The 22,444-nt window shown below is 64.8% G+C and carries 20 protein-coding genes; 5 read left to right on the top strand and 15 right to left on the bottom strand.

From position 1 onward, the window contains the following. Window positions 1-372 precede the first annotated feature (372 nt). A complete protein-coding gene (locus HNE04_RS10795) occupies window positions 373-1,140 on the bottom strand; it encodes an SDR family oxidoreductase (RefSeq protein WP_172218687.1) in 768 nt (255 codons plus the stop codon). A 136-nt stretch (window positions 1,141-1,276) separates the two neighbouring features. Here HNE04_RS10795 and HNE04_RS10800 point away from each other — a divergent pair, with 136 nt between their 5' ends. Then, a complete protein-coding gene (locus tag HNE04_RS10800; protein WP_172218689.1) occupies window positions 1,277-2,932 on the top strand; it encodes a magnesium transporter CorA family protein in 1,656 nt (551 codons plus the stop codon). A gap of 4 nt (window positions 2,933-2,936) precedes the next feature. Here the strand turns inward: HNE04_RS10800 and HNE04_RS10805 are convergent, their stop codons facing one another. The 9 genes from HNE04_RS10805 to HNE04_RS10845 form a co-directional block, all read right to left on the bottom strand. Then, entirely contained in the window at window positions 2,937-3,884 is a 948-nt protein-coding gene (locus HNE04_RS10805; protein ID WP_172218691.1) for a branched-chain amino acid ABC transporter permease, read from the bottom strand. A 13-nt stretch (window positions 3,885-3,897) separates the two neighbouring features. Further along, window positions 3,898-4,782, bottom strand: coding sequence for a branched-chain amino acid ABC transporter permease (locus HNE04_RS10810; RefSeq protein ID WP_172218693.1), 885 nt, complete (start codon window positions 4,780-4,782; stop codon window positions 3,898-3,900). Window positions 4,783-4,837: 55 nt separating this feature from the next. Then, entirely contained in the window at window positions 4,838-6,037 is a 1,200-nt protein-coding gene (locus HNE04_RS10815) for an ABC transporter substrate-binding protein (protein WP_172218695.1), read from the bottom strand. A gap of 42 nt (window positions 6,038-6,079) precedes the next feature. Further along, window positions 6,080-6,784, bottom strand: a complete 705-nt coding sequence (locus HNE04_RS10820; protein WP_172218697.1) for an ABC transporter ATP-binding protein — start codon at window positions 6,782-6,784, stop codon at window positions 6,080-6,082. 2 nt (window positions 6,785-6,786) lie between these two features. After that, the gene (locus HNE04_RS10825; protein ID WP_172218699.1) at window positions 6,787-7,560 is read right to left on the bottom strand and encodes an ABC transporter ATP-binding protein; all 774 of its coding nucleotides are present in this window, start codon (window positions 7,558-7,560) and stop codon (window positions 6,787-6,789) included. Between the two features lie 222 nt (window positions 7,561-7,782). After that, complete coding sequence (gene icmF / locus HNE04_RS10830; RefSeq protein ID WP_172218701.1) at window positions 7,783-11,076, bottom strand: fused isobutyryl-CoA mutase/GTPase IcmF; 3,294 nt, start codon at window positions 11,074-11,076, stop codon at window positions 7,783-7,785. Window positions 11,077-11,133: 57 nt separating this feature from the next. Then, window positions 11,134-13,074: a TRAP transporter large permease gene (locus HNE04_RS10835; RefSeq protein ID WP_172218703.1), complete on the bottom strand. Its 1,941-nt coding sequence runs from the start codon at window positions 13,072-13,074 to the stop codon at window positions 11,134-11,136. Further along, complete coding sequence (locus HNE04_RS10840) at window positions 13,071-13,691, bottom strand: TRAP transporter small permease subunit (RefSeq protein ID WP_172218705.1); 621 nt, start codon at window positions 13,689-13,691, stop codon at window positions 13,071-13,073. Before HNE04_RS10840 ends, HNE04_RS10835 begins: the two co-directional genes overlap by 4 nt. Before the next feature lie 65 nt (window positions 13,692-13,756). Next, window positions 13,757-14,872, bottom strand: coding sequence for a TRAP transporter substrate-binding protein (locus HNE04_RS10845; protein ID WP_172218707.1), 1,116 nt, complete (start codon window positions 14,870-14,872; stop codon window positions 13,757-13,759). A gap of 158 nt (window positions 14,873-15,030) precedes the next feature. On the opposite strand from HNE04_RS10845, the gene HNE04_RS28395 reads away from it, so the two are divergent. The 4 genes from HNE04_RS28395 to HNE04_RS10865 are packed head-to-tail and all read left to right on the top strand — an operon-like array spanning window position 15,031 to window position 18,763. Further along, window positions 15,031-16,140: an MBL fold metallo-hydrolase gene (locus HNE04_RS28395; RefSeq protein WP_172218708.1), complete on the top strand. Its 1,110-nt coding sequence runs from the start codon at window positions 15,031-15,033 to the stop codon at window positions 16,138-16,140. A 48-nt stretch (window positions 16,141-16,188) separates the two neighbouring features. Beyond that, window positions 16,189-17,415 carry a bifunctional glutamate N-acetyltransferase/amino-acid acetyltransferase ArgJ gene (gene argJ / locus HNE04_RS10855; RefSeq protein WP_172218709.1) on the top strand — a complete coding sequence of 409 codons (1,227 nt, stop codon included), beginning with the start codon at window positions 16,189-16,191 and terminating at the stop codon, window positions 17,413-17,415. Continuing rightward, on the top strand, window positions 17,412-18,284 hold the full coding sequence (locus tag HNE04_RS10860; protein ID WP_172218710.1) for an ATP-binding protein: 873 nt from the start codon (window positions 17,412-17,414) through the stop codon (window positions 18,282-18,284). Before argJ ends, HNE04_RS10860 begins: the two co-directional genes overlap by 4 nt. After that, window positions 18,281-18,763: an NUDIX domain-containing protein gene (locus HNE04_RS10865; RefSeq protein WP_172218711.1), complete on the top strand. Its 483-nt coding sequence runs from the start codon at window positions 18,281-18,283 to the stop codon at window positions 18,761-18,763. Before HNE04_RS10860 ends, HNE04_RS10865 begins: the two co-directional genes overlap by 4 nt. Window positions 18,764-18,767: 4 nt before the next feature. Here HNE04_RS10865 and HNE04_RS10870 read toward each other — a convergent pair whose 3' ends face one another. Genes HNE04_RS10870 through HNE04_RS10890 form a run of 5 tightly spaced genes read right to left on the bottom strand, consistent with a single transcriptional unit; the run spans window position 18,768 to window position 22,429 of the window. Continuing rightward, window positions 18,768-18,959, bottom strand: a complete 192-nt coding sequence (locus HNE04_RS10870; RefSeq protein ID WP_172218712.1) for a DNA gyrase inhibitor YacG — start codon at window positions 18,957-18,959, stop codon at window positions 18,768-18,770. 7 nt (window positions 18,960-18,966) lie between these two features. Next, the gene (zapD, locus tag HNE04_RS10875; RefSeq protein WP_172218713.1) at window positions 18,967-19,722 is read right to left on the bottom strand and encodes a cell division protein ZapD; all 756 of its coding nucleotides are present in this window, start codon (window positions 19,720-19,722) and stop codon (window positions 18,967-18,969) included. A 45-nt stretch (window positions 19,723-19,767) separates the two neighbouring features. After that, window positions 19,768-20,370, bottom strand: a complete 603-nt coding sequence (coaE, locus tag HNE04_RS10880; RefSeq protein ID WP_172218714.1) for a dephospho-CoA kinase — start codon at window positions 20,368-20,370, stop codon at window positions 19,768-19,770. A 2-nt stretch (window positions 20,371-20,372) separates the two neighbouring features. Further along, complete coding sequence (locus HNE04_RS10885; RefSeq protein WP_172218715.1) at window positions 20,373-21,215, bottom strand: prepilin peptidase; 843 nt, start codon at window positions 21,213-21,215, stop codon at window positions 20,373-20,375. After that, window positions 21,215-22,429 carry a type II secretion system F family protein gene (locus tag HNE04_RS10890; RefSeq protein WP_172218717.1) on the bottom strand — a complete coding sequence of 405 codons (1,215 nt, stop codon included), beginning with the start codon at window positions 22,427-22,429 and terminating at the stop codon, window positions 21,215-21,217. Before HNE04_RS10890 ends, HNE04_RS10885 begins: the two co-directional genes overlap by 1 nt. Between the last annotated feature and the right edge of the window lie 15 nt (window positions 22,430-22,444).

The raw sequence follows: 22,444 nt of genomic DNA on the forward strand, positions 1-22,444 counted from the left end.
GAGCGAAGCCGCGTGTGGGCGGGCTGGGGCGCGCAATCAGGGCTGCCCGAGGCGTCGGGGAATGGACTTGCGGGCGTTGCGCGCGATCAGCGCGCGGGCCTCTCCGGAGTGCGAGGACAGTCCACGATTAGTCTGAAGCCCGCAAGTCCGTTCCCCGGCGCCGCTTCCGCGCCTTGAAAAGGCGCGGAACGGGCTGACCGCGCGTCACAGCCCGCCCACACGTGGCTTCGCCGCCCACACCCAGGCCTGCAACAGCAGCGGACAGCCAACCGCTCGCGACCATGGGTCACAGGGCAAGCTCACATCCACGAGCCATTGCCAGCGCTCTGAAATCTCCGGACAGTAGTGGGTCAAGCCCGGGATGACAGCCCGTTAGCCGCGTGCGAGCGTGACGCCGCCATCGACCACGATGGTTTCGCCCACCACGTAGTCGCCGGCCCGCGAGGCCAGGTAGATGGCCACGCCCGCCATGTCCTCGTCGGTGCCGATGCGGCCGGCCGGAATGCGTTGCGCCACTTCTTCGCCGTGGTCGCGCGCGTCCCGGTTCATCTCGGAGGCGAACGCGCCGGGCGCGATGCCGCTGACAACGATGTTGTCCTGCACCAGGCGCAGCGACATGCGCTTGATCAGGTGGATCAGGCCGGCTTTGCTGGCTGCGTACGAATACGTCTCCATGGGATTGACCGAGACGCCGTCGATGGAAGCGATGTTGATCACCTTGGCGGGCCGGGACTTGCCCGCCTTGCGCAGCGGCTCATGCAGGGCTTGCGTGAGGAAGAAGGGCGACTTCAGGTTCAGGTCCATGACCTTGTCCCAGCCCTTTTCGGGGAAGGTATCGAAGGACTCGCCCCAGGCGGCGCCGGCGTTGTTGACCAGGATGTCCAGCGAGCCTTCCTTGGCCGCATAGGCCGCGGCCAGGCCCCGGGCGCCCTCGACGGTCGACACGTCGGCCGGCAGCGCAATGCAGGTTCCCAATGCGGAAAGCTCCTTGGCAGTGTCCTCGCAGGCAGCCGCCTTGCGCGAAGAGATATAGACCTTGGCGCCTTGGGCCAGGAAGCCGGCGGCGATCATGCGGCCGATGCCGCGCGAGCCGCCTGTGACCAGGGCCGTGCGGCCCTTGAGGGAGAAGAGATCTTTCATGTGCGTTCCTTGTTGGGATGGCACAGGTTAGCGCCCACCGGGCGCCGGGCCAATCACCTGGATGACACGCTGGTCAGGGCCGCGGTCCGGAGCTAGGATGCACGGGCAGCCTCACTCATCCAATCGGGGAAACGTCATGGCTTCGAGCACCGAACCCGCATCGGCGCCCTCGGTAAGGCACCTGAGGCAGGTGCTGCTGTGGCCCCTGCGGCTGATGCCGGTCGCCGGCAGCCGCAAGGCCGCCTGGGAAGTCCTGCGCGAAATGAGCGGCAGCTCGCCGTGGCGGGAGGTCGTGGACGAATACACCGGCGACAGAGAGGATTTCCACGAGCGGCACTATCACGAGTTCACCGCGTTCCTGCCCTATGTCCAGCGTTTCCTCTACGGTGAAGGGCGATCGCGGCGCCATACCGGGGAACGCGACTCGGGCTCGCCCATGCGCGTGTTCCGGCGCCACGATGTCGCACGGGTGCGTATGGCGGCGCGTCCGGCGGATGCGCCGCTGATCCTGGACATCGTCCATGCCGATCTCTACTTCTTCTTCGACGTCGACCTGGTCATCCTGAACCTCGAAGTCAGCGCGAACGACCTCTCGCTGGCCCAGGCCCAGGAACTGCTGTACCGGTTCGGCCGCGCCTATCCCGGCGGTTGGGATGACGACGGGCAGCCGCGGCACTGCATGGCGAGCGTGGAATGGCTGGGCCCGGATGGAACGGTGCTGGCGCACTCCGACGCCCAGCAGCGGGAGCTTTTCCTGGCGCATGTCTGCGAACACCGGGCCCCGCGCATCTCGGCGCACTGGGCCTTCATGCTCCAGCCCTTCGTGAGCGACCACTCGAGCGATCCCGGGCTGCTGCGATTTCGCCAGATCGAGTACTACCGCATGCCGCTGATGGGCTATCTGGCGCTGGACAACCCCAAGTCGCTGACCCGCGCCGACTTTGCCAGATTGGCCATGGTGACCGGCGCGGGCGAGGCCGAGGCCGCATCGCTGCCCTACGCCGAGCACTACCTGCAGGACTTCGAACAGCGCTTCTGCTACGACCGGTTCTGGGCCGAGGTCGGGCCGGCACCGAACACGCGCTACCTCTGCAGCGGTCATTCTCTGGTCGTGATCGGCGACGCGGCGTCGCAGTTTTACGGCTGCCAGGACCGCGGCGTGCTGGCGCAATTCCGGCACCAGCATTTCCTGCTCTTCCTGATCGCGCATTTCCAGAAGGCGGCGCTGCTGATGTTCTCGGACCAGCTGGTCGAGGCGCTGCGGGCGCTGCAGCTGGGCAACCTGGCCAGCGTGCGGCGCTTCAAGCGGGTCATCCGCGGCAGTTTCGAGGGGTTCCTGCGATTCACGCACCGCTACTGGTTCCACGAAATCTCGGACCAGGCTCAAGTCAAGGCCCTGTGGCGCCTGTGCGCGCGGCATCTGGAGCTCGATGCGCTCTACGTTGAAGTGAAGGATCGCATCGCCGACATGAACAGCTACCTGGACGCCGACAGTCTTCGCCGCCAGGCCAACACCATCGTGCGGCTCACCGTGGTCACCATCCTTGGGCTGATCGGCACCGTGACCACCGGCTTCCTGGGCATGAACCTGATCGCCGAGGCGGACGCTTCACCCGGCCGCAAGATCCTGTATTTCCTGGTGGTCTTCGTTCTCACCATCCTCCTGACCTTCTACACCATAGGCAAGTCCAAGCCGCTGTCCGACTTCCTCGATGTGGTGTCGGACGAGCAGGCCAGCGCCTGGCAAAAGCTCAAGGCGCTGGTGACCGTCTGGCGCCGCCCCGGCGACTGAGCCTTCAGGCGCGGGCGCGGCGGCGGTCGAGGAAGGCTTGCAGCTCGCCCACCACGCCCTTGCGGAAGGCCAGCACGCAGATGACGAAGATGGCGCCGATGATCACGGTGACCCAGGCGCCGACCTTGTCGGCCAGCAGGTTTTGCAGAGAAATCACGATGCCGGCGCCGACGACCGGGCCGAAGAAGGTGCCGACGCCGCCCAGCAGGCTCATCAGGATCACCTCGCCGGACATCGACCAATGCACGTCGGACAGCGTCGCAAAGCCCATCACCAGCGTCTTGAGCGCGCCGGCCAGTCCCGCCAGCCCGGCCGAGAGCACGAAGGCGAGCAGCTTGTACTTGTCCACTTCGTACCCCAGCGAGATCGCGCGCGGCTCGTTCTCCCGGATCATCTTGAGCACCTGGCCGTACGGTGAGGTCACGATGCGGCCTATGCCCAGGAAGCAGGCGACGAAGATGGCGACCACCACGTAGTACATGGCGGTGTCCGAGGCCAACGAGACCAGTCCAAACAGGTTGCCGCGCGGCACGCCCTGCAGGCCGTCCTCGCCGCCGGTGAACGGCGCCTGCAGGCAGATGAAGAACACCATCTGGGCCAGCGCCAGCGTGATCATGGCGAAATAGATGCCCTGGCGGCGGATGGCGACAAGGCCGAACACCAGGCCCAGGAATGCCGATGCCGCCACGCCGGCGAGGATCGCCAGTTCGGGCGACCAGCCCTGCGCCTTGATGAACCAGCCGCTGACGTAAGCGGCGCTGCCGAAGAAGGCCGCATGGCCGAACGACAACAAGCCGGTGAAGCCCAGCAGCAGGTTGAAGGCGCAGGCGAACAGGGCGAAGCACAGCAGCTTCATCACGAAGACCGGATACAGGCCGATCAGCGGCGCGATGAGCAAGAGCGCCAGGATGGCGAGGTAGGTGGCGCGGACGAGTGTGTTGGAGTTTTTCATGGGGCTCACGCTCTCAGGCTTCCTTGCCGAACAGGCCGGCGGGCCGCAGGATCAGCACGATCACCATGACCACGAAGACCACGACGCTGGAAGCCTCGGGGTAGAACACGCGGGTCATACCCTCGACTACGCCCAATCCCAGGCCGGTGATGACCGACCCGAGGATGGAGCCCATGCCGCCGATCACGACCACGGCGAACACCACGATGATCAGGTTGGAGCCCATCAGTGGCGTCACCTGGATGATGGGCGCCGCCAGCACGCCGGCGAGCGCCGCCAGCCCCGCACCGGCGCCGTAGGTCAGCATGACCATCAGCGGCACGTTGACACCGAAGGCCTGCACCAGCTTGGCGTTCTCGGTGCCGGCACGCAGGTAGGCGCCCAGGCGGGTGCGCTCGATCAGGAACCAGGTGCCCAGGCAGACCAGCAGGGACGCCAGGACCACGAAGGCCCGGTAGTTCGGCAAGACCATGAAGCCGAGGTTGGTGGCGCCGGAAAGCAATTCGGGCACCGGATACGACTGGCCCGAGACGCCGTAGAGTTCGCGGAACACGCCCTCGAAGATCAGCGACAGGCCGAAAGTCAGCAGCAGCCCGTACAGCGGGTCCAGCCCGTACAGGTGCTTGAGAAAAGTGCGTTCGATGATCACACCCAGCACACCCACGATGAGCGGCGCCAGGATGAGCGCGAACCAGTAGTTGACGCCGAACTTGTCCAGCATGATCCAGGCGGCGAAGGCTCCCAGCATGTACAGCGCGCCGTGCGCGAAGTTGACGATGTCCAGCAGGCCAAAGATAACGGCCAGGCCCAGGCTGAGCATGGCGTAGAACGCGCCGTTGACCAGGCCGAGCATGAGCTGCCCGAGAAAGGCCTGATGGGGGATGCCGAAGATTTCCATAAAGTCCGTCAGAACAAGTTGCAGCCGGCCCGCGGCCGGCTGCCTTTCACCTTATTTACTTTTTCATCATGGCGCACTTGGACTCGGCAGGCGTCGTGAACGCCTGCTCGCCGGGCACCTTGGCTACCAGCTTGTAGTAGTCCCAAGGCGTCGTCGATTCCTTCGCGCCCTTGACCTGGAACAGGTACATGTCATGGACCATGCGGCCATCGGCGCGGATCTTGCCCTTGCTGTAGAAGTCGTTCGCCGGGGTCTTCTTCAGCTCGGCCATCACCTTGTCGGCGTCGGTCGTGCCGGCGGCTTTCACGGCCTTCAGGTAGGTGAGGGCGGCGGAGTAGTCAGCGGCTTGCAGGCTGGAAGGCATGCGCTTGTACTTCTCGAAGAAGCGCTGGGCGAACTTGCGCGATTCGGCGTCCTGGTTCCAGTACCAGCTGTCGGCCAGCTGCAGGCCTTCGGTGTTGGAAAGGCCCAGGCTGTGCACGTCGTTGATGAACACCAGCAGGCCGGCGATCTTCATCGTCTTGTTGATGCCGAATTCCTTGGCGGCCTTCATCGCGTTGGTGAAGTCGCCGCCGGCGTTCGCCAGGCCCAGGATCTGGGCCTTGGACGACTGGGCCTGCAGCAGGAACGAAGAGAAGTCCGATGCATTCAGGGGATGGCGTACCGCGCCCGCCACCGTGCCGCCGTTGGCCTTGACCACGGTGGAGGCGTCGGCTTCCAGCGAGTGGCCGAAGGCGTAGTCGGCCGTCAGGAAATACCAGTTCTTGTTGCCGGCCTTGACCAGCGCAGTGCCCGCCACCTTGGCCAGGGCCACCGTGTCGTAGGCGTAGTGGACGGTGTAAGGGGTGCAGTCTTCATTGGTCAGGCGGGCCGAGCCGGCGCCGATGACCATGAAGGGGCGCTTCTTCTCGGCTGCCACCTTGGACATGGCCAGGGCCGTGCCGGAGCTGGTGCCGCCGACCAGCATGGAAAGGTTTTCCTTGTCCATCCACTCGCGGGCCTTGGAGCTGGCCACGTCGGCCTTGTTCTGGTGATCGGCAGTGAGAACCTGGATGTCGCGGCCCAGCACCTTGCCGCCGAAGTCCTGGGCGGCCCACTTGACCATTTCACCGCCGGCCGGGCCGTCGATGTCGGCATAGAGGCTGGACATGTCGGTGATGAAGCCGATCTTGACCGGGCCGGAGTTGCTTTGCGCGAAAGCGCCGACGGTGCCGAGCCCGACGGCCAGTGCCGCAACGAGGGTTTTGAGTTTCATTGAAGTCTCCTTGGTGAAATCGATGGGTGGAAGCTGACGTTGCTAGACGCCGAGGAATTCCTGCAGCATGGCCTTGTTGTCCGCCAGTTCATGCTGCGCAAACTGCTTGACGATGCGGCCATGTTCCATCACGTAGAACCGGTCGGCCAGCGGGGCGGCAAAGCGGAAGTTCTGCTCGACCAGGACCACGGTGTAGCCCTTGGCCTTGAGCGTGCGGATCATCTCGGCGAGCTTTTGCACGATGACGGGCGCGAGACCCTCGGAAATCTCGTCCAGGAGCAGCAGCCGCGCGCCGGTGCGCAGGATGCGCGCAACGGCCAGCATCTGCTGCTCGCCGCCCGACAGGCGCGTGCCGGGGCTGTTGGCGCGCTCCTTCAGGTTGGGGAACATCCCGTAGATCTCGGCAACGCTCATGCCGCCTGGCGCGATCACCGGAGGCAGCATCAGGTTCTCTTCGGCCGACAGGCTGGCGAAGATGCCGCGCTCTTCCGGGCAATAGCCCACGCCAAGCCGCGCAACCTTGTGCGGCGGCAGCTTGATCGCTTCTTCGCCATTGATCTTGATGGAGCCCTTGCGAGCACCTGTCAGGCCGACGATGGCCCGCATGGTGGTGGTGCGGCCCGCGCCGTTGCGCCCCAGCAGGCACACCACTTCGCCCTCATGAACGGTGAGATCGACGCCATGCAGGATGTGCGATTCGCCGTACCAGGCGTTCAGGCCCTCGATGCGCAGAAGCTCTTTGGCCATGATCAGTGTGCCCCTTGCAGAGCGGCGTCGGCGGTGCCCATGTAGGCTTCGATCACCAGGGGATTGGCCGAGACTTCGGCATAGGGGCCGTCGGCGATGATGGCGCCGCGCTGCAGCACCGTGATGCGATCCGCGATCGACGACACCACGTTCATGTTGTGCTCCACCATGAGGATGGTGCGGCCCGCAGACACCTTCTTGATCAGCTCGGTCACGCGATGCACGTCTTCGTGGCCCATGCCCTGCGTCGGCTCGTCCAGCAGCATCAGTTCGGGCTCCAGCGCCATCGTCGTGGCCAGTTCGAGCGCGCGTTTGCGGCCGTACGGCAGGTTCACGGTGAGTTCTTCGGCGAAATCCTGCAGATCCACGGCGGCCAGGAGTTCCTGGGCCCGTGCGTGCAAATGGACAAGGGATTGCTCGGGCTTCCAGAAATGGAAGGAGGTGCCAAGCCCGCGCTGCAGGGCTCCGCGCACGTTCTCCAGCACGGTCATGTGCGGGAAGACGGCCGATATCTGGAAGGAGCGGACGATGCCGCGGCGGGCGGTTTGCGCCGGTTTCTCGTGCGTGATGTCCACGCCGTTGTACGTGATCGTGCCGCGGGTCGGCGGCAGGAATTTGGTCAGCAGGTTGAAGAAGGTTGTCTTGCCCGCACCGTTCGGGCCGATCAGCGCGTGGATGTGGCCGCGGCGGACCTTGAGGTCCACGTTGTTCACGGCAACGAAGCCCTTGAACTCCTTGGTCAGGCCTTCCGTCTCGAGAATGAACTCACCTGGCAAATCGCGCTCCTGGGGGTGGATGCCCGGCGCGTGCCCGGCATGAAGATGGCGAATGCTAGGGAGCAGTGTTGCAGTGCGGTAGCGGGTAAAGCCTTAAGTAGTTTTGCGTGATGCGCGCGGCGGGCGCGCCAAGCGGGCCTTCCACCGCTGGGCGGAGGCCTCTTTTCGGCGGGCCAGGCGGAGCCCGGCCGTCGATGGATGCTGTCAGAAGCCTGACTGAAATTACATATTGCGGCGGTACTGGCCGCCCACTTCAAACAGGGCGTTGGTGATCTGGCCCAGCGAACACACCCGCACCGCATCCATCAGCACCTCGAACACGTTCCGGTCGTCGATGACAGCCTGCTGCAGCCGCTTGAGCATGGCGGGCGCCTGTTTGGCGTTTCGGGCGTGGAAGTCCTGCAGCCGCTTGAGCTGGCTTTGCTTTTCTTCCTCGGTCGATCGCGCCAGTTCGAGCTTGTCCTGCACTTGGTCGCCGTGCGGATTGCGGAAGGTGTTGACGCCCACGATGGGCAGCTCGCCGGTGTGCTTGAGCATCTCGTAATGCATGCTCTCGTCCTGGATGCGGCCGCGCTGGTAGCCGGTCTCCATGGCACCCAGCACGCCACCGCGCTCGGCAATGCGCTCGAACTCGGCCAGAACGGCTTCTTCCACCAGTTCCGTCAGCTCTTCAATGATGAAGGCGCCTTGGCTGGGATTCTCGTTTTTCGCCAGGCCCCATTCCCGGTTGATGATCAGCTGGATCGCCATGGCCCGGCGCACGCTGTCCTCGGTGGGCGTGGTGATGGCCTCGTCGAACGCGTTGGTGTGCAGCGAGTTGCAGTTGTCGTAGATAGCGATCAGCGCCTGCAGCGTGGTGCGGATGTCGTTGAACTGGATTTCCTGGGCGTGCAGCGAGCGGCCCGAGGTCTGGATGTGGTACTTGAGCTTCTGGCTGCGCTCGTTGGCGCCGTACTTCTCCTTCATCGCCACGGCCCAGATGCGGCGGGCCACCCGGCCCATCACCGTGTACTCGGGGTCCATGCCGTTGGAGAAGAAGAACGACAGGTTGGGCGCGAAGTCGTCGACGTGCATGCCACGCGCCAGGTACGCTTCCACGAATGTGAAGCCGTTGGACAGCGTGAACGCCAGCTGGCTGATCGGGTTGGCCCCGGCTTCGGCGATGTGATAGCCCGAGATGGAGACCGAGTAGAAATTGCGCACGTTGTGGTGCACGAAGTACTGGGCGATGTCGCCCATCACCTTCAGGCTGAACTCGGTGGAGAAGATGCAGGTGTTCTGGCCCTGGTCTTCCTTCAGGATGTCCGCCTGCACGGTGCCGCGCACGTTGGCCAGCACCCACTCGCGGATCTTCTGGCTTTCAGTGTCGGTGGGCTCGCGGCCGTTGTCGGCCTTGAACTTCTCCAGGTTCTGGTCGATGGCCGTGTTCATGAACATCGCCAGGATGGTCGGTGCCGGACCGTTGATCGTCATCGAGACCGAAGTGCTGGGACTGCACAGGTCAAAGCCGTCGTACAGCACCTTCATGTCGTCCAGCGTCGCGATCGACACGCCGGAGTTGCCGACCTTGCCGTAGATGTCGGGGCGCAGGTCGGGGTCGTTGCCGTAGAGCGTGACCGAGTCAAATGCCGTGGACAGGCGCTTGGCGGGCATGCCCGAACTCAGCAGCTTGAAGCGGGTATTGGTGCGGAAGGGGTCGCCCTCGCCGGCAAACATGCGGGTGGGGTCCTCGCCTTCGCGCTTGAAGGCGAAGGTGCCGGCTGTGTAGGGGTAGCTGCCCGGCACGTTGTCCAGCATCAGCCATTTGAGGATCTCGCCATGGTCCTCGTATTGCGGCAGGCTGACCTTGCGGATCGTCGTGCCCGAGAGCGACTTGGTGGTGAGCGCGGTGCGGATTTCCTTGTCGCGAATCTTGACCACATACTCGTCGCCGGAATAGGCCCTCTGCATCTGCGGCCACTGGGCCAGCAGCTTGCGTGCCGCGGGCTCCTGCGTCTGCTCGCGCTGCCCCGCGAGTTCCTCGGCGGCGTCACCGGCTTGCGCCTTGTCGGACTTTTCCGCACGCAACATGGCCGCGGCCGCGCGCAGCTGCTGGATCTCGCGCGCCAACCGGGCCTGCTCGCGGGCATTTTTCTTGTAGCCGCGAACGGTGTCGCTGATCTCGGCGAGGTAGCGGGTGCGGGCGGCGGGGACGATGGGCGTCTGGTTGGTGCTGTGGCGCACTGCCACCGCGGGCAACATGCCGTCCCCGAGCTTGAGGCCCAGTTCCGCGAGGCGCGGCTTCAGGGCCTGATACAGCGCCGTCACACCGTCGTCGTTGAAGCGCGCGGCCATGGTGCCGAACACCGGCATCTCGTCGGGCCGCTTGCCCCAGGCTTCCTTGTTGCGCTGGACCTGTTTGGCGACGTCGCGCAGGGCGTCGAGCGAGCCCTTGCGGTCGAATTTGTTGATCGCCACGAACTCGGCGAAATCCAGCATGTCGATCTTTTCGAGCTGGCTGGCGGCGCCGAACTCGGGCGTCATCACGTACATGGGCACGTCGACCAGTGGCACGATGGCGGCGTCACCCTGGCCGATGCCCGAGGTCTCCACCACGATCAGGTCGAAGCCGGCGGCTTTGCAGGCGGCAATGACATCGGGCAGGGCGGCGGAGATCTCGCTGCCGAAGTCGCGCGTGGCCAGCGAGCGCATGAAGACGCGCGGGCCCTGGCTCCAGGGGCCGATCGCATTCATGCGGATGCGGTCACCTAAAAGGGCGCCGCCGCTCTTGCGGCGCGACGGGTCGATCGAGATCACGGCCATCCGCAATTGGTCGCCCAGGTCCAGGCGCAGCCTGCGGATCAGCTCGTCAGTGAGGGAGGACTTGCCGGCGCCGCCGGTGCCGGTGATGCCCAGCACGGGGATCTTGCGGGCCTGCGCCTGCGTCTTGACGGCGGCCATGAGCTTGGGGTCGGCGCTGCCGTTCTCCAGCGCGGTGATCAGCTGCGCCAGCGCCCGCCAGTTCATCTCGCCATGGCCCTGGACGGCCTTGGCATCCTTGGGCGCATAGCCGGTGATGTCCTTGTCGCAGCGCATGACCATCTCGCCGATCATTCCGGCCAGGCCCATGCGCTGGCCGTCCTCGGGGCTGTAGATGCGCGTCACGCCATAGGCCTGCAGCTCGCGGATTTCCGGCGGCACGATCACGCCGCCGCCGCCACCGAACACCTGGATGTGCTCGCCGCCGCGGGCCTTGAGCAGGTCCACCATGTACTTGAAGTACTCGACGTGGCCGCCCTGGTAGGAGCTGATGGCGATGCCCTGCACGTCTTCCTGCAGGGCGGCCGTCACGACGTCGTCCACGCTGCGGTTGTGGCCCAGGTGGATCACCTCGGCGCCCATGCCCTGCAGGATGCGCCGCATGATGTTGATGGCCGCGTCGTGGCCGTCGAACAGGCTCGCGGCCGTGACGAAGCGCACCTTGTGGGCGGGGCGGTAGTTCGCGAGCGCCTTGAATTCGGCGGAAAGGTCGGTCATGAATACATCTCCAGGCCCGCTACCTTACTTGACGTTTACGTAAACGTCAACTGACGTTCAGCCCCGGCTGTAGAGCAGTTGCGGCAGCCACAGTCCGATCTCGGGGAACATGTACAGCAGGAAGATGGCGACGACCTGGATTCCCATGAACGGCAGCATCCCCATGAAAATCTGGTTCAGCGACACGTGCGGCGGGCTCACTCCTTTCAGGTAGAAAGCCGCCATCGCCACCGGCGGCGACAGGAACGCCGTCTGCAGATTCAGGGCGACCAGCAGTCCGAAGAACAGCGGGTCGACCCCAAAGTTGTCCAGCAGCGGTATGAAGATCGGCATGAAGATCACGATGATCTCGGTCCATTCCAGCGGCCAGCCCAGCACGAAGATGATCACTTGTGAGAGCAGCAGGAACTGGGTCTTGGACAAGTCCATCGACAGCACCCAGCGCTCCACCAGTTCCTGGCCGCCCAGCAAGGCGAACGCGGCCGAGAAAATGGCCGAACCGACGAACAGCCAGCACACCATTGCCGAGGTCTTGGCGGTGAGGAAGACGCTTTCCTTGACCACGGCGAAGGTCAGCTGCCGATAGGCCACCGCCAGCAGGAACCCGCCCAACGCGCCCACTGCGGCTGCCTCGGTGGGGGTGGCCAGGCCCATCACGATGGAGCCCAGCACTGCCAGGATCAGGATGAGCAGTGGGAAGAAGCTGGTCAACAGCATCTTGAAGATTTCCAGCCGGGTGAAGCTCAGCAGCGCGTAGAAGGCGACCAGCGCCGCGGCACCCACGCCCAGGCTGATCCAGTAACTGCGTGGGGCGGGCACGGTGCCGTCCGTCGCCGCACCTGGCGTCGTGGCAGCCGGGGCGGCGCCCGGAGGTTCCTTCACGCCGTCTGCGCCTGGCGGCTCCTTCACGCCTTCAGCGGGGGGCTCCTTGACGCTTTCGTCCGCCGGCGGCTCCTTCAGGCCTTCGGAAGGCGGCTCGGCGAGGCCTCCTTCCTGCCGCTCCGCAGGCGCCGCTGTATCGCCGATGCGCGTCATGGTCGATACTTCTTCGGCCACAGGGTGTGTCAAGGCCTGGTAGCTCCACAGCGCGACGACCACGAACAGCAATGCCGGCAGCAAGGCGATGAACAACTGCTTGAGGATGTAGGCCGTGGGCACATCCTGGTTGCGCGAGCCCTTCAGCGCGCCCACCAGTGCGGGCACGACGCGGGCGTTATGCGAGGGCGCGATCTTCTCGGACAAGGGCGGCAGTGGCACGTAGCGGTCAGCCATCGACAGAGGCGGGGCCAGCGCCGGCTTGAGTTTGGCGAGAACGATGACGTACACGATATACAGCCCGGCCAGCATCAGCCCGGGGAAGAACGCCCCTGCATACAGCTGGACCACCGAGACGCCGGCGGTCGCGCCGTACACGATCAGCAGCACCGACGGCGGGATCAGGATGCCCAGGCAGCCGCCCGCGGTGATGGCGCCGGCCGAGAGTTGCACGCTGTAGCCGGCCCGCAGCATCGCCGGGAATGCCAGCAGCCCCATGAGCGTCACCACCGCGCCGACGATGCCCGTGGCGGTGGCGAACACGGCGCAGGTCACCAGGGTGGCCACGGCCAGCGCGCCCGGCAGCCTCACCAAAGCCAGGTGCAGGCTGCGAAACAGCTTTTCGATCAGGTTGGCGCGCTCGACCAGGTAGCCCATGAAGACGAACAGCGGAATGGAGATAAGGACGTCGTTGCCCATCACCTTGAACGCCGCCTGCACCATCAGGTCCAGCGTGTGCTTGATGTCCCGGTTATAGGCAAGCCACGTGAAGATCATGCCCATGCCCATGAGCGTGAACGCCGTGGGAAAGCCCAGCATGATGGCGACCACGACGAGCGAGAGCATCAGCAGGCCCACGTGGCCGCTTTCGATCTTGGGGACGGTGATCAGCATGTAGAGCGCCGCCAGGACGATCACTCCCATCAGGGAGAAGCCGAACCAGAGTTCCTTGCGAACCTTCATGGCCTGCCCCCGTCCTTGGCCACCAATTTGTCCAAGGCCTTGATGTCCTCGTCCTTGACATGCACCATGGCCTTGAGCTTGTCGACGTCGACTTCCTCGACGTCCTGTTCGCGCGAGGGCCAGGCGCCGGTGCGGATACAGATGACGCAGCGCGCGATCTCCACCAGGCCTTGCAGCAGTAGGATGGCAGCTGCAAACGGGATGAAGAACTTGAAGGGATAGACCGGGATCGGGTCGGCGTTGAACGTCTGTTCACGGATCGCCAGCGAGTCGGTGAAGTAGGTCCAGCCGGCCCAGGTCATGGCAATCACGCCGGGCAGGAAAAACAGGATATAGAGGATCAGGTCCAGCGTGGCCTGCGTGCGCGGACGGAAGAACCCGTACAGCACGTCACCACGCACGTGGCCGTTCTTGGCCAGTGTGTACGCGCCTGCCATCATGAACAGCACGCCGTACAGCATGATCTGCGCGTCCAGCATCCATCCATGGGGATTGCCCAGGACATAGCGCGAGAAGACCTCCCAGGAGATCATCACCGTAAGGAACACGATGGCCCACGCGAAAAGCTGTCCCAGCCACGTGGACAGCCGGTCGACGCCCAGCAATAGTTTTTGCATATTGTTCTTTCAACCAAAAAAAGGGGCGGCCTTCAGCTGGCCGCCCCCTTCAGGAAACGGGCGGGTCAGGCCTTTTTGACCTTGCTGAAATAGCGGTTGTACGCCATCTTGAAGTCAACCATGTAGTCGTTTTGCCATTGGCCGGCGCGCTCGGCGAATACGCGCTGGGAATCGAGCACTTTCTTGAAGTGCGGGTTCTCGGCGGTCTTCTTGGCGATCACCTTGTCCCAGGCGTCCAGCTGCGCTTTCAGGATGGCGTCGGGCGTCTTGTAGAAGTTGACCTTGTCCTTGGTCTTGAGCTCGATGTAGTCCTTGGAGTTGCGGTCGATCGCCTTCCAGCTCATGTCCGCGCTGGCGGCCTGCACGGCGTAGTCGATGATGGCTTTCAGTTCGGCCGACAGGGCGTTGTATTTGGTCTTGTTGAGCAGGATTTCGAACTGCTCGCCCGACTGGTGGAAGCTCTGCAGCATGCAGTTCTTGGCGACGTCGGCGAAGCCCAAGACCCGGTCGGACGATGCGTTGTTGAACTCCGCCGCGTCGATCAATCCGCGGTCCAGCGCCGGCACGATCTCGCCGCCAGGAAGCGGGTTCACCGCGGCGCCGAGCTCGTTGAAGATGTCGACCGAGAGGCCCACCGTGCGAAACTTCAGGCCCTTGAGTTGCGCGACGTTGGACACCGGCTTCTTGAACCAGCCCAGCGGCTGGGTAGGCATCGGTCCGTACAGGTACGAGACCACGTCCATGTTGATGGCCTTGTAGATCTCCTCCAGCAGCGCCTTGCCGCCGCCGTAGTAGTGCCACGAGAGCACCATATTGGGATCCATGCCAAAAGCCGGCCCCGATCCCCAAAGCGCCAGGGCCGAGTTCTTGCCGTAGTGGTAGGCCACCACGCCATGGCCGCCGTCCAGCGTGCCCTTGTTGACGGCTTCCAGGAGCTGGAACGCCGGCACCACCGCACCCGACGGCAGTACTTCGATCTTCAGCCGTCCGCCGGCCATGTCGTTGACCTTCTTGGCAAAGTCGTTCGCGTATTCGTGGAAGATGTCCTTGGACGGCCAGGTGCTCTGGAAGCGGAAGGATGTGGTCTGCGCCACGGCGACCATCGGGGCCGACATCGCGCCTGCGGCGACGGCGGCGCCCTTGAGCAGGGTGCGGCGGCGGGGGGTTTTGGGCTCGGTCATAGCTTGTCTCCTGTGGTTGAATTCCATAGTTAGCAAGCTATCTTTGGCTTCCGACATCAAGATGTGAAACAGGGTTTTCACCGAGCGGTCAGGGTGCCGTCAGGCGGGCTGCGGTGCTTTGGTACTTATGTCTATGTCCTCGAGGAAGGAGCGCTGTCATGCAACCGATCCAGCTATTCGACCCGGCATCCAGCACCTACACCTATCTGATATTCGATCCCGATACCCGCGAAGCAGTGATCATCGACCCGGTCGACGAGCAGCTGGAACGCGACATGGCGGCACTGGGCGAGCACGGGTTGCGCCTGGTGTGGTCCGTGGAGACTCATACCCATGCCGACCACATCACCAGCGCCGCGCTCCTGGCCGAACATGCCGGAGCCCGGACGGCCGCGCCCGAGGGCTGCGGCATCGGTACGGCGGCGGTACAGCTCAAGAACGGTGATGTCCTGCGTTTCGGCGGCGAGGAGCTCAAGGCGCTGCATACGCCTGGCCACACCGCCGGCAGCATGTGCTACCTGTGGCGCGGGAATGTCTTCACCGGCGACACCCTGCTCATCAATGGCTGCGGGCGCACGGACTTCCAATCGGGGAGCGCGGCGGCCTTGTACCGCAGCCTGACGGAGATCCTTTTTCGCCTGGATGACGAGACCGTGGTCTGGCCCGCACACGATTACAACGGGCGCAGCCATTCCACGATAGGCGCCGAGAAAGCCGGCAACGCCCGGGTGGCCGGCAAGACGCTGGCAGAATTCACGTCCATCATGAACGAGCTGCACCTGCCCAAACCCAAGCGCCTGGACGAGGCCGTCCCCGCCAACCGGCACTCCGGCCTGCGCCACGACGCGGGCGGGGGACCAGCCGCGCCCCGGAACACAGCGGGCTATGCCGGCGACGTCGAGCCGCAGCTGGCCTGCGAATGGTGGCAAAAGGGCGACGCGATCCTGGTGGACGTGCGCACCGACGCCGAGCGTGAGTGGGTCGGCTTCGTGCCCGGGGCCGTGCCCCTGCCCTGGAAGAAGTGGCCCGGCATGGCCCTGAACGAAGAGTTCGACGAAAGCCTCAAGGCCGCGGTCCCACCAGGCAAAAAGGCCGTCTTCATGTGCCGCAGCGGCGTGCGCTCGATTGCGGCCGCCAAGCGGGCCACCGAGCTGGGTATCGAGGCCTACAACGTTCTCGAAGGCTTCGAGGGCGACCCCGACGAGAACGGCCAGCGCGGAAAGCGCGGCGGCTGGCGCTTGCGCGGCTTGCCCTGGCGCCAGGGCTGAAGCCGTCCTCTTTCGTTTTCTTTCAACCACAAACACAACAAGAGCAACATGGCTGTCAATCTGACCGCGCCCCGGCCGGGCGACCTGCATCCCGTCCCGGGCCTGCGCATCGGAGTCGCCGAGGCCGGCATCCGCAAAGCCAACCGGCGCGACCTGACGGTCGTCCTGATCGACCCGGGCGCGTCCGTCGCGGGCGTATTCACCCAGAACCGCTTCTGCGCGGCCCCTGTGCAGGTGTGCCGCGATCACCTGGCGCGTGGCGACATCCGCGCCATGGTGATCAACACGGGCAACGCCAACGCCGGCACTGGCCAGGATGGCCTCGTGCGCGCCCGCTCGACCTGCATCGCCCTGGCCCGCAAGCTGGAATTGGCGCCCGAGCAGATACTGCCGTTTTCCACGGGAGTGATCATGGAGCCGCTGCCTGTGGATCGCATCGAGGCCGGTTTGCCCGCTGCGCTGGCGGACGCCGGGCCGGACAACTGGTTGCGCGCCGCCGAGGGCATCATGACCACCGATACGGTGCCCAAGGCCTTCAGCCGGCGCCTGAAAATCGACGGCGTCGAGGTGACGATCACGGGAATCAGCAAAGGCGCGGGGATGATCCGTCCCAACATGGCAACCATGCTGGGGTTCATGGCGACCGACGCACGGATCGACCAGTCGCTGATGCAGCAGCTGGCGCTGGACCTCGCCGAAGGCTCGTTCAACCGCGTGACGGTGGACGGCGACACTTCGACCAACGACTCGTTCGTGGTCATCGCGACCAACCAGGCCGCGCATCCAGTCGTCACCTCGCTGGACAGCCCCGCCGGGAAGGCGCTGAAGGCAGGGATGCTCGACGTCGCGCGGCAGCTGGCCCAGGCCATCGTGCGCGACGGCGAAGGCGCGACCAAGTTCATCACCGTGCGGGTCGAGGGCGGAAAGACCAGCGAGGAATGCCGCAAGGTGGCCTATGCGATTGCGCATTCGCCCCTGGTCAAGACCGCGTTCTTCGCCAGCGATCCCAACCTGGGCCGCATTCTGGCGGCGGTGGGCTATGCCGGCATCGACGACCTCGATCAGACCAAGATCGATCTCTACCTGGATGACGTGCATGTCGCCGTCAACGGCGGCCGCAATCCGGCCTACCGAGAGGAAGACGGCCAGCGCGTGATGAAACAAAGCGAAATCACCGTGCGGGTCGGATTGGGCCGCGGCACGCAGGCCGACACCGTGTGGACCTGCGATTTCAGCCACGACTACGTCACCATCAACGCCGACTACCGTTCATGAACGAAAAATTCGAGCAGCTGATCGAGCGTGCCGGGCAACTGCTCACGCGCATCGAATCCATATTGCCCCAGCCGCTATCTGCGCCGGACTGGAGCGCATCCATTGCATGGCGCTATCGCAAACGCTCTTCAGGCCACGGCGTCCTGGAGCCGGTTCGCCATGTGGCCGAGATCCGGTTGGACGACCTCAAGGAAATCGAGCCGCAAAAGGAAAAGATCCGGCGCAACACCCTGCAGTTCGTCCAGGGCCAGCCGGCCAATAACGTTCTGTTGACAGGCGCGCGCGGCACCGGCAAATCCTCGTTGATCAAAGCCTGCCTCAACGAATACTCCGGCCAGGGCCTTCGCCTGATCGAGGTGGACAAGGTCGACTTGGTGGACCTGCCCGACCTGATCGATGTGGTGGCGGCACGGCCCGAAAAATTCATCGTGTATTGCGACGACCTGAGTTTCGAGGAGGGCGAGCCGGGCTACAAGGCGCTGAAGTCCATCCTCGACGGTTCGGTCTCGGCCGGGACGGCCAATGTGCTGATTTACGCCACCAGCAACCGCCGGCACCTGCTACCCGAGTACATGACGGAAAACCTGAGCTACAAGCACACGGAGGACGGCGAAGTGCATCCCGGCGAGGTCGTCGAAGAGAAGATCTCCCTGTCCGAGCGTTTCGGCTTGTGGGTGAGCTTCTATCCGTTCAGCCAGGATGAATACCTCGCCATTGCCGCCCAATGGCTGTCCTGGTTCGGCGTGAGTGCGCAGGCCATCGAGGCGGCCCGGCCTGAGGCCCTGGTCTGGGCCCTGGAGCGCGGATCCCGCAGCGGCCGCGTCGCCTACCAGTTCGCCCGCGACTACGCCGGCCAGCACGCGGCATGACCAAGACCCCGCTGGTTGCGCACGGCGATCGGCCGCGCGAAGGCGGACCGGATCGCAAGGAGGTCGAAGTGGCAGTGGGCGTGCTCGTCCGCCCGGACGGCGCGTTCCTGCTGACCTCCCGTCCGCCCGGCAAGGTCTACGAAGGCTATTGGGAGTTCCCCGGCGGCAAGGTCGAACCGGGTGAAACGGTCGAGCAGGCGCTGCGCCGCGAACTGGCCGAGGAAATTGGCGTGGCCATCGGCGAAGTCCATCCTTGGCGAGTGGAGCGCGTGGACTATCCGCACGCGCTGGTGCGCCTGAACTTCTGCAAGGTGTTCGATTGGCGGGGGGAGCTGCACATGCACGAAGGCCAGGCCTTTGCGTGGCAGACGCTGCCGGTGCAGGTGCAGCCCGTGCTGCCCGGCACGGTGCCCGTGCTGGACTGGTTCGCCCAGGAGCGCGGGTTCGCGGGCGCGACCCACCTCGCCGAAATACCCTGAAGGGCTACTCCTCCTTGGTCGGCGTTTCGGCTGGGACGCGAAAATCCTCGCTGGCCCAAGCGCCCAGGTCCATGTTCTTGCACCGCTCCGAACAGAAGGGGCGGTATGGATTGGAAGGCGCGTAGACGCTGTCCCCGCCGCAGGCGGGGCAGCGCACCAGGCGCGGCTTCACGGCGGGCTCTTGCGGCTTTGCCATCGCAACCTCAGGAACAAAGAGTCAGTTCGAACTGCGCGCTGTCGTTGCTGGCCTGAAGGCGATCAGGGGCCTCCTGCCGCATCAGCCGCACGGAAACCATGAGGCGGTTTCCGCTGATTTCGGGGACCAGCCCCAGCGCGGGATCCAGGCGCAGGCGCAGCAACTGAAAAGTGCGGCCCTGAGGCAGATTTTGCTGCAACTGCCCATGGCTCGCCATGACCTTCTGCGGCGTACCCGAGTCGCGCAAGAGTTTGAGCAGCATGTGGACGGACTCGGCCAGGGGCGCCAGCGTCGAGGCCCAGCGTTCCAGGTCGGCTTGGCGCGCCCGGGCATCGCGGTGCTGCCAGGCGTAGTAGCCCGGCAGGTCGAACTCGCAGGTGCCGCCAGGAATGCTGATGCGACTGCGAATGCTCATGAGCCAGTCGTTCTCCGTCAGCGATTGCCCGACCTTGCCCGGCAGGTTGTTGAGCGTGGCGAAGTAGCGATCCAGCTTGCCGACGATATCGTCCAGCACGCCTTCGGCAATGGCGGGATTGCCGCGATAGCTGTTGAGGGCCTGCTTCTGCTTTTCCAGGTCCTTCATCACGTCGGACTTCAGGTCGGCGCGCGCCCCGACGTCCATGACCTCGAAGATCGTGGCCAAGGCGTAGTGATGGTCGATGGGATGGGAGCGCGGAACCAGCTCGCCGAGGCGGCGGAACAGGTGCTCCAGTCGCAGGTAGGTGCGGATGCGTTCGTTGAAAGGATATTCGTACAGGATCACGCTGGGTGGGCTCTTGCTAGATGGACTCTTGCGCAAAGCGACCAATCATAGCCCCAAGCGGCGACCCACCTGTACCACCTTGTCACGCAGCTGCTCCAGCGTGAGGCCCTCGTTGCAGATCACGATGTCGGCGGCGGCCAGCCGCTGGCTACGGCTCGCCTGCGCGGCCATGATCGCGCGGACCTCTTCGGGCTTCAAGCCGCTGCGGGACACCACGCGGTCCACCTGGGTCTGGGGCGAGCAGTCGACCACGAGCACACGGTCGACCTGGGCCCGCCAGCGGCCGGACTCGACCAGTAGCGGGATGTCGAAAACGATGCAATGCACGCCCGCATCCAGCGCCGCTTGCACCTGGCGGGCACTTTCCTGGCCCACCAGCGGATGAATGATGTCTTCGAGATGCTTGCGCGACTGCGGGTCGCCATAGGCATGCTCGCGCATGCGGGCGCGGTCCAGCGCCCCTTCGAGGGTGATGAAGTCGGCTCCGAACCGCTCCGAGATGGCCGCGATGGCCGCCCCGCCCGCCGCCGTAGTGCTGCGGGAGATGGCATCGGCGTCGATCACGGCCGCGCCGAGCTCCGCCAGCATCTGCAGCACGGTGCTCTTGCCGCTGCCGATGCCGCCCGTGAGGCCGACCCGTATTGCCATCGCTAGAGTCCTATGGCGCTCAGGATCGATGAAGGCCCGAAGATCATGGCCGTCAGGCCGGCGCCGGCCAGGAACGGGCCGAAGGGCACGTAGCCGCCTTCACGCAAGCCGCTGGAAAACTTCATCGCAATGCCGACCACGGCGCCGATGACCGAGGCCATCAGGATGATGGGCACCAGGGCCTGCCAGCCGAACCAGGCGCCGAGCGCGGCGAACAGCTTGAAGTCGCCGTAGCCCATGCCTTCCTTGCCGGTCAGCAGCTTGAAAACCTTGTAGATCACCCAGAGCGACGCGTAGCCCGCTACCGCGCCCCAAAGGGCGTCGGCCAGCGGAACCGCGGTCCACCGGAGGGCTGCAGCGATCAGCCCGGCCCACAACAAGGGCAGGGTGATGTCGTCCGGCAGCAGCGTGGTATCCCAGTCGATCATGGCGAGCGCGACGATGGCTGCCGAGAAGGCGCACCAGGCCGCGCCTGCGGGCGTGGCGCCCCAGTGCTGCACGCAAAGAAAGAAGAGGACGCCCGTGACCAGTTCCACCAGCGGGTAGCGCAGGCCGATGGAGGTGCCGCAGGCCGAGCATTTGCCGCGCAGCACCAGGTAGCTCAGGATCGGCACGTTTTCATACCAGCGGATGACGTGGCCGCACTGCCGGCAACGCGAACGCGGCCGCACCAGGTTGAATTCTTCCGTTTCCGCAGCCGGCGTGCCATTCAGTTCCGCGCACTCGGCCGCCCACTCGCGCTCCAGCATCTGCGGCAGGCGATAGATGACCACATTGAGGAAGCTGCCCACGAGCAGCCCGAGAACTCCGGCGAGGCCGGCATCGATCGCGGGCGAAACCAACATCAGACGACCTGGCCGAGCTTGAAGATGGGGAGATACATGGACACGACGATGCCGCCGATCAGGCCCCCCAGGAACACGATGATGATCGGCTCCATCAGGCTGGACAAGCCCGCCACCATGTCGTCGACCTCGGCTTCGTAGAAGTCGGCTGCCTTGCCCAGCATGTGGTCGAGCGCGCCGGACTCCTCGCCGATCGCGCACATCTGCAGCACCATCGTGGGAAATACGTTGGCATTGGTCATGGCCGCCGTCAGGCTCGTGCCGGTGGATACTTCCATCTGGATCTTCTCGGTCGCCATGGCGTACACGGAGTTGCCGGATGCGCCACCCACGGAGTCGAGGGCCTCGACCAGCGGCACGCCTGCCGCGAACATGGTCGACAGCGTGCGGGTCCAGCGGGCGATCACCGACTTGTAGACCAGCGCACCGAACACCGGCACCTTGAGCATGATCCGGTCCATGAACATCTGGACCTTTTCGCTGCGCTTCCACGCCTGCATGAAGAAGTAGAACCCGCCGCCGATCGTGCCGAAGATCAGCCACCAGTATTTGACGAACACCTCACTGATCGCGATCACGAACAGGGTAGGGGCCGGCAAATCGGCGCCGAAGGAGCTGAACACTTCCTTGAAGGCAGGGATCACGAAGATCATGATCACGGCAACCACGACGAAGGCAACGACCACCACCGAAATCGGGTACATCAGCGCCGACTTGATCTTGGACTTGATCGCCTCGGTTTTTTCCATGTAGATCGCCAGGCGATCCAGCAACGCCTCCAGGATACCCGCCGCCTCGCCGGCTTCCACCAGGTTGCAGTAGAGGTTGTCGAAGTACAGCGGGTACTTGCGGAACGCGGCCGACAGCGAGGTGCCGGTTTCCACGTCGCTGCGCACGTCGTTGAGCAGCTTGGTGACGCTGGCGTTGGCGTTGCCGCGGCCCACGATGTCGAAAGACTGCAGCAGGGGCACGCCGGCTTTCATCATGGTGGCGAGCTGGCGCGTGAAGATCGCGATGTCCTTGGGCTTGATCGCGGCGCCTGAACGCATGCGGCGCTTCTTGACCTTGGTGGGCGAAACGCCCTGGCGGCGCAGCGCGGCCTGGACCTGGTTTTCGCCGGCGGCACGGGTCTCACCGCGAACCTGCTTTCCGTTGCGGTCGCGCCCCTCCCATTCGAAAACAAACTCGGTAACTTTGGTTGCAGCCGTGGCCATGCGCGTACTCCTCTA

This window comes from Caenimonas soli, from assembly GCF_013155545.1.
In the GTDB taxonomy this organism is placed as follows: Bacteria; Pseudomonadota; Gammaproteobacteria; order Burkholderiales; family Burkholderiaceae_C; genus Ramlibacter; species Ramlibacter soli.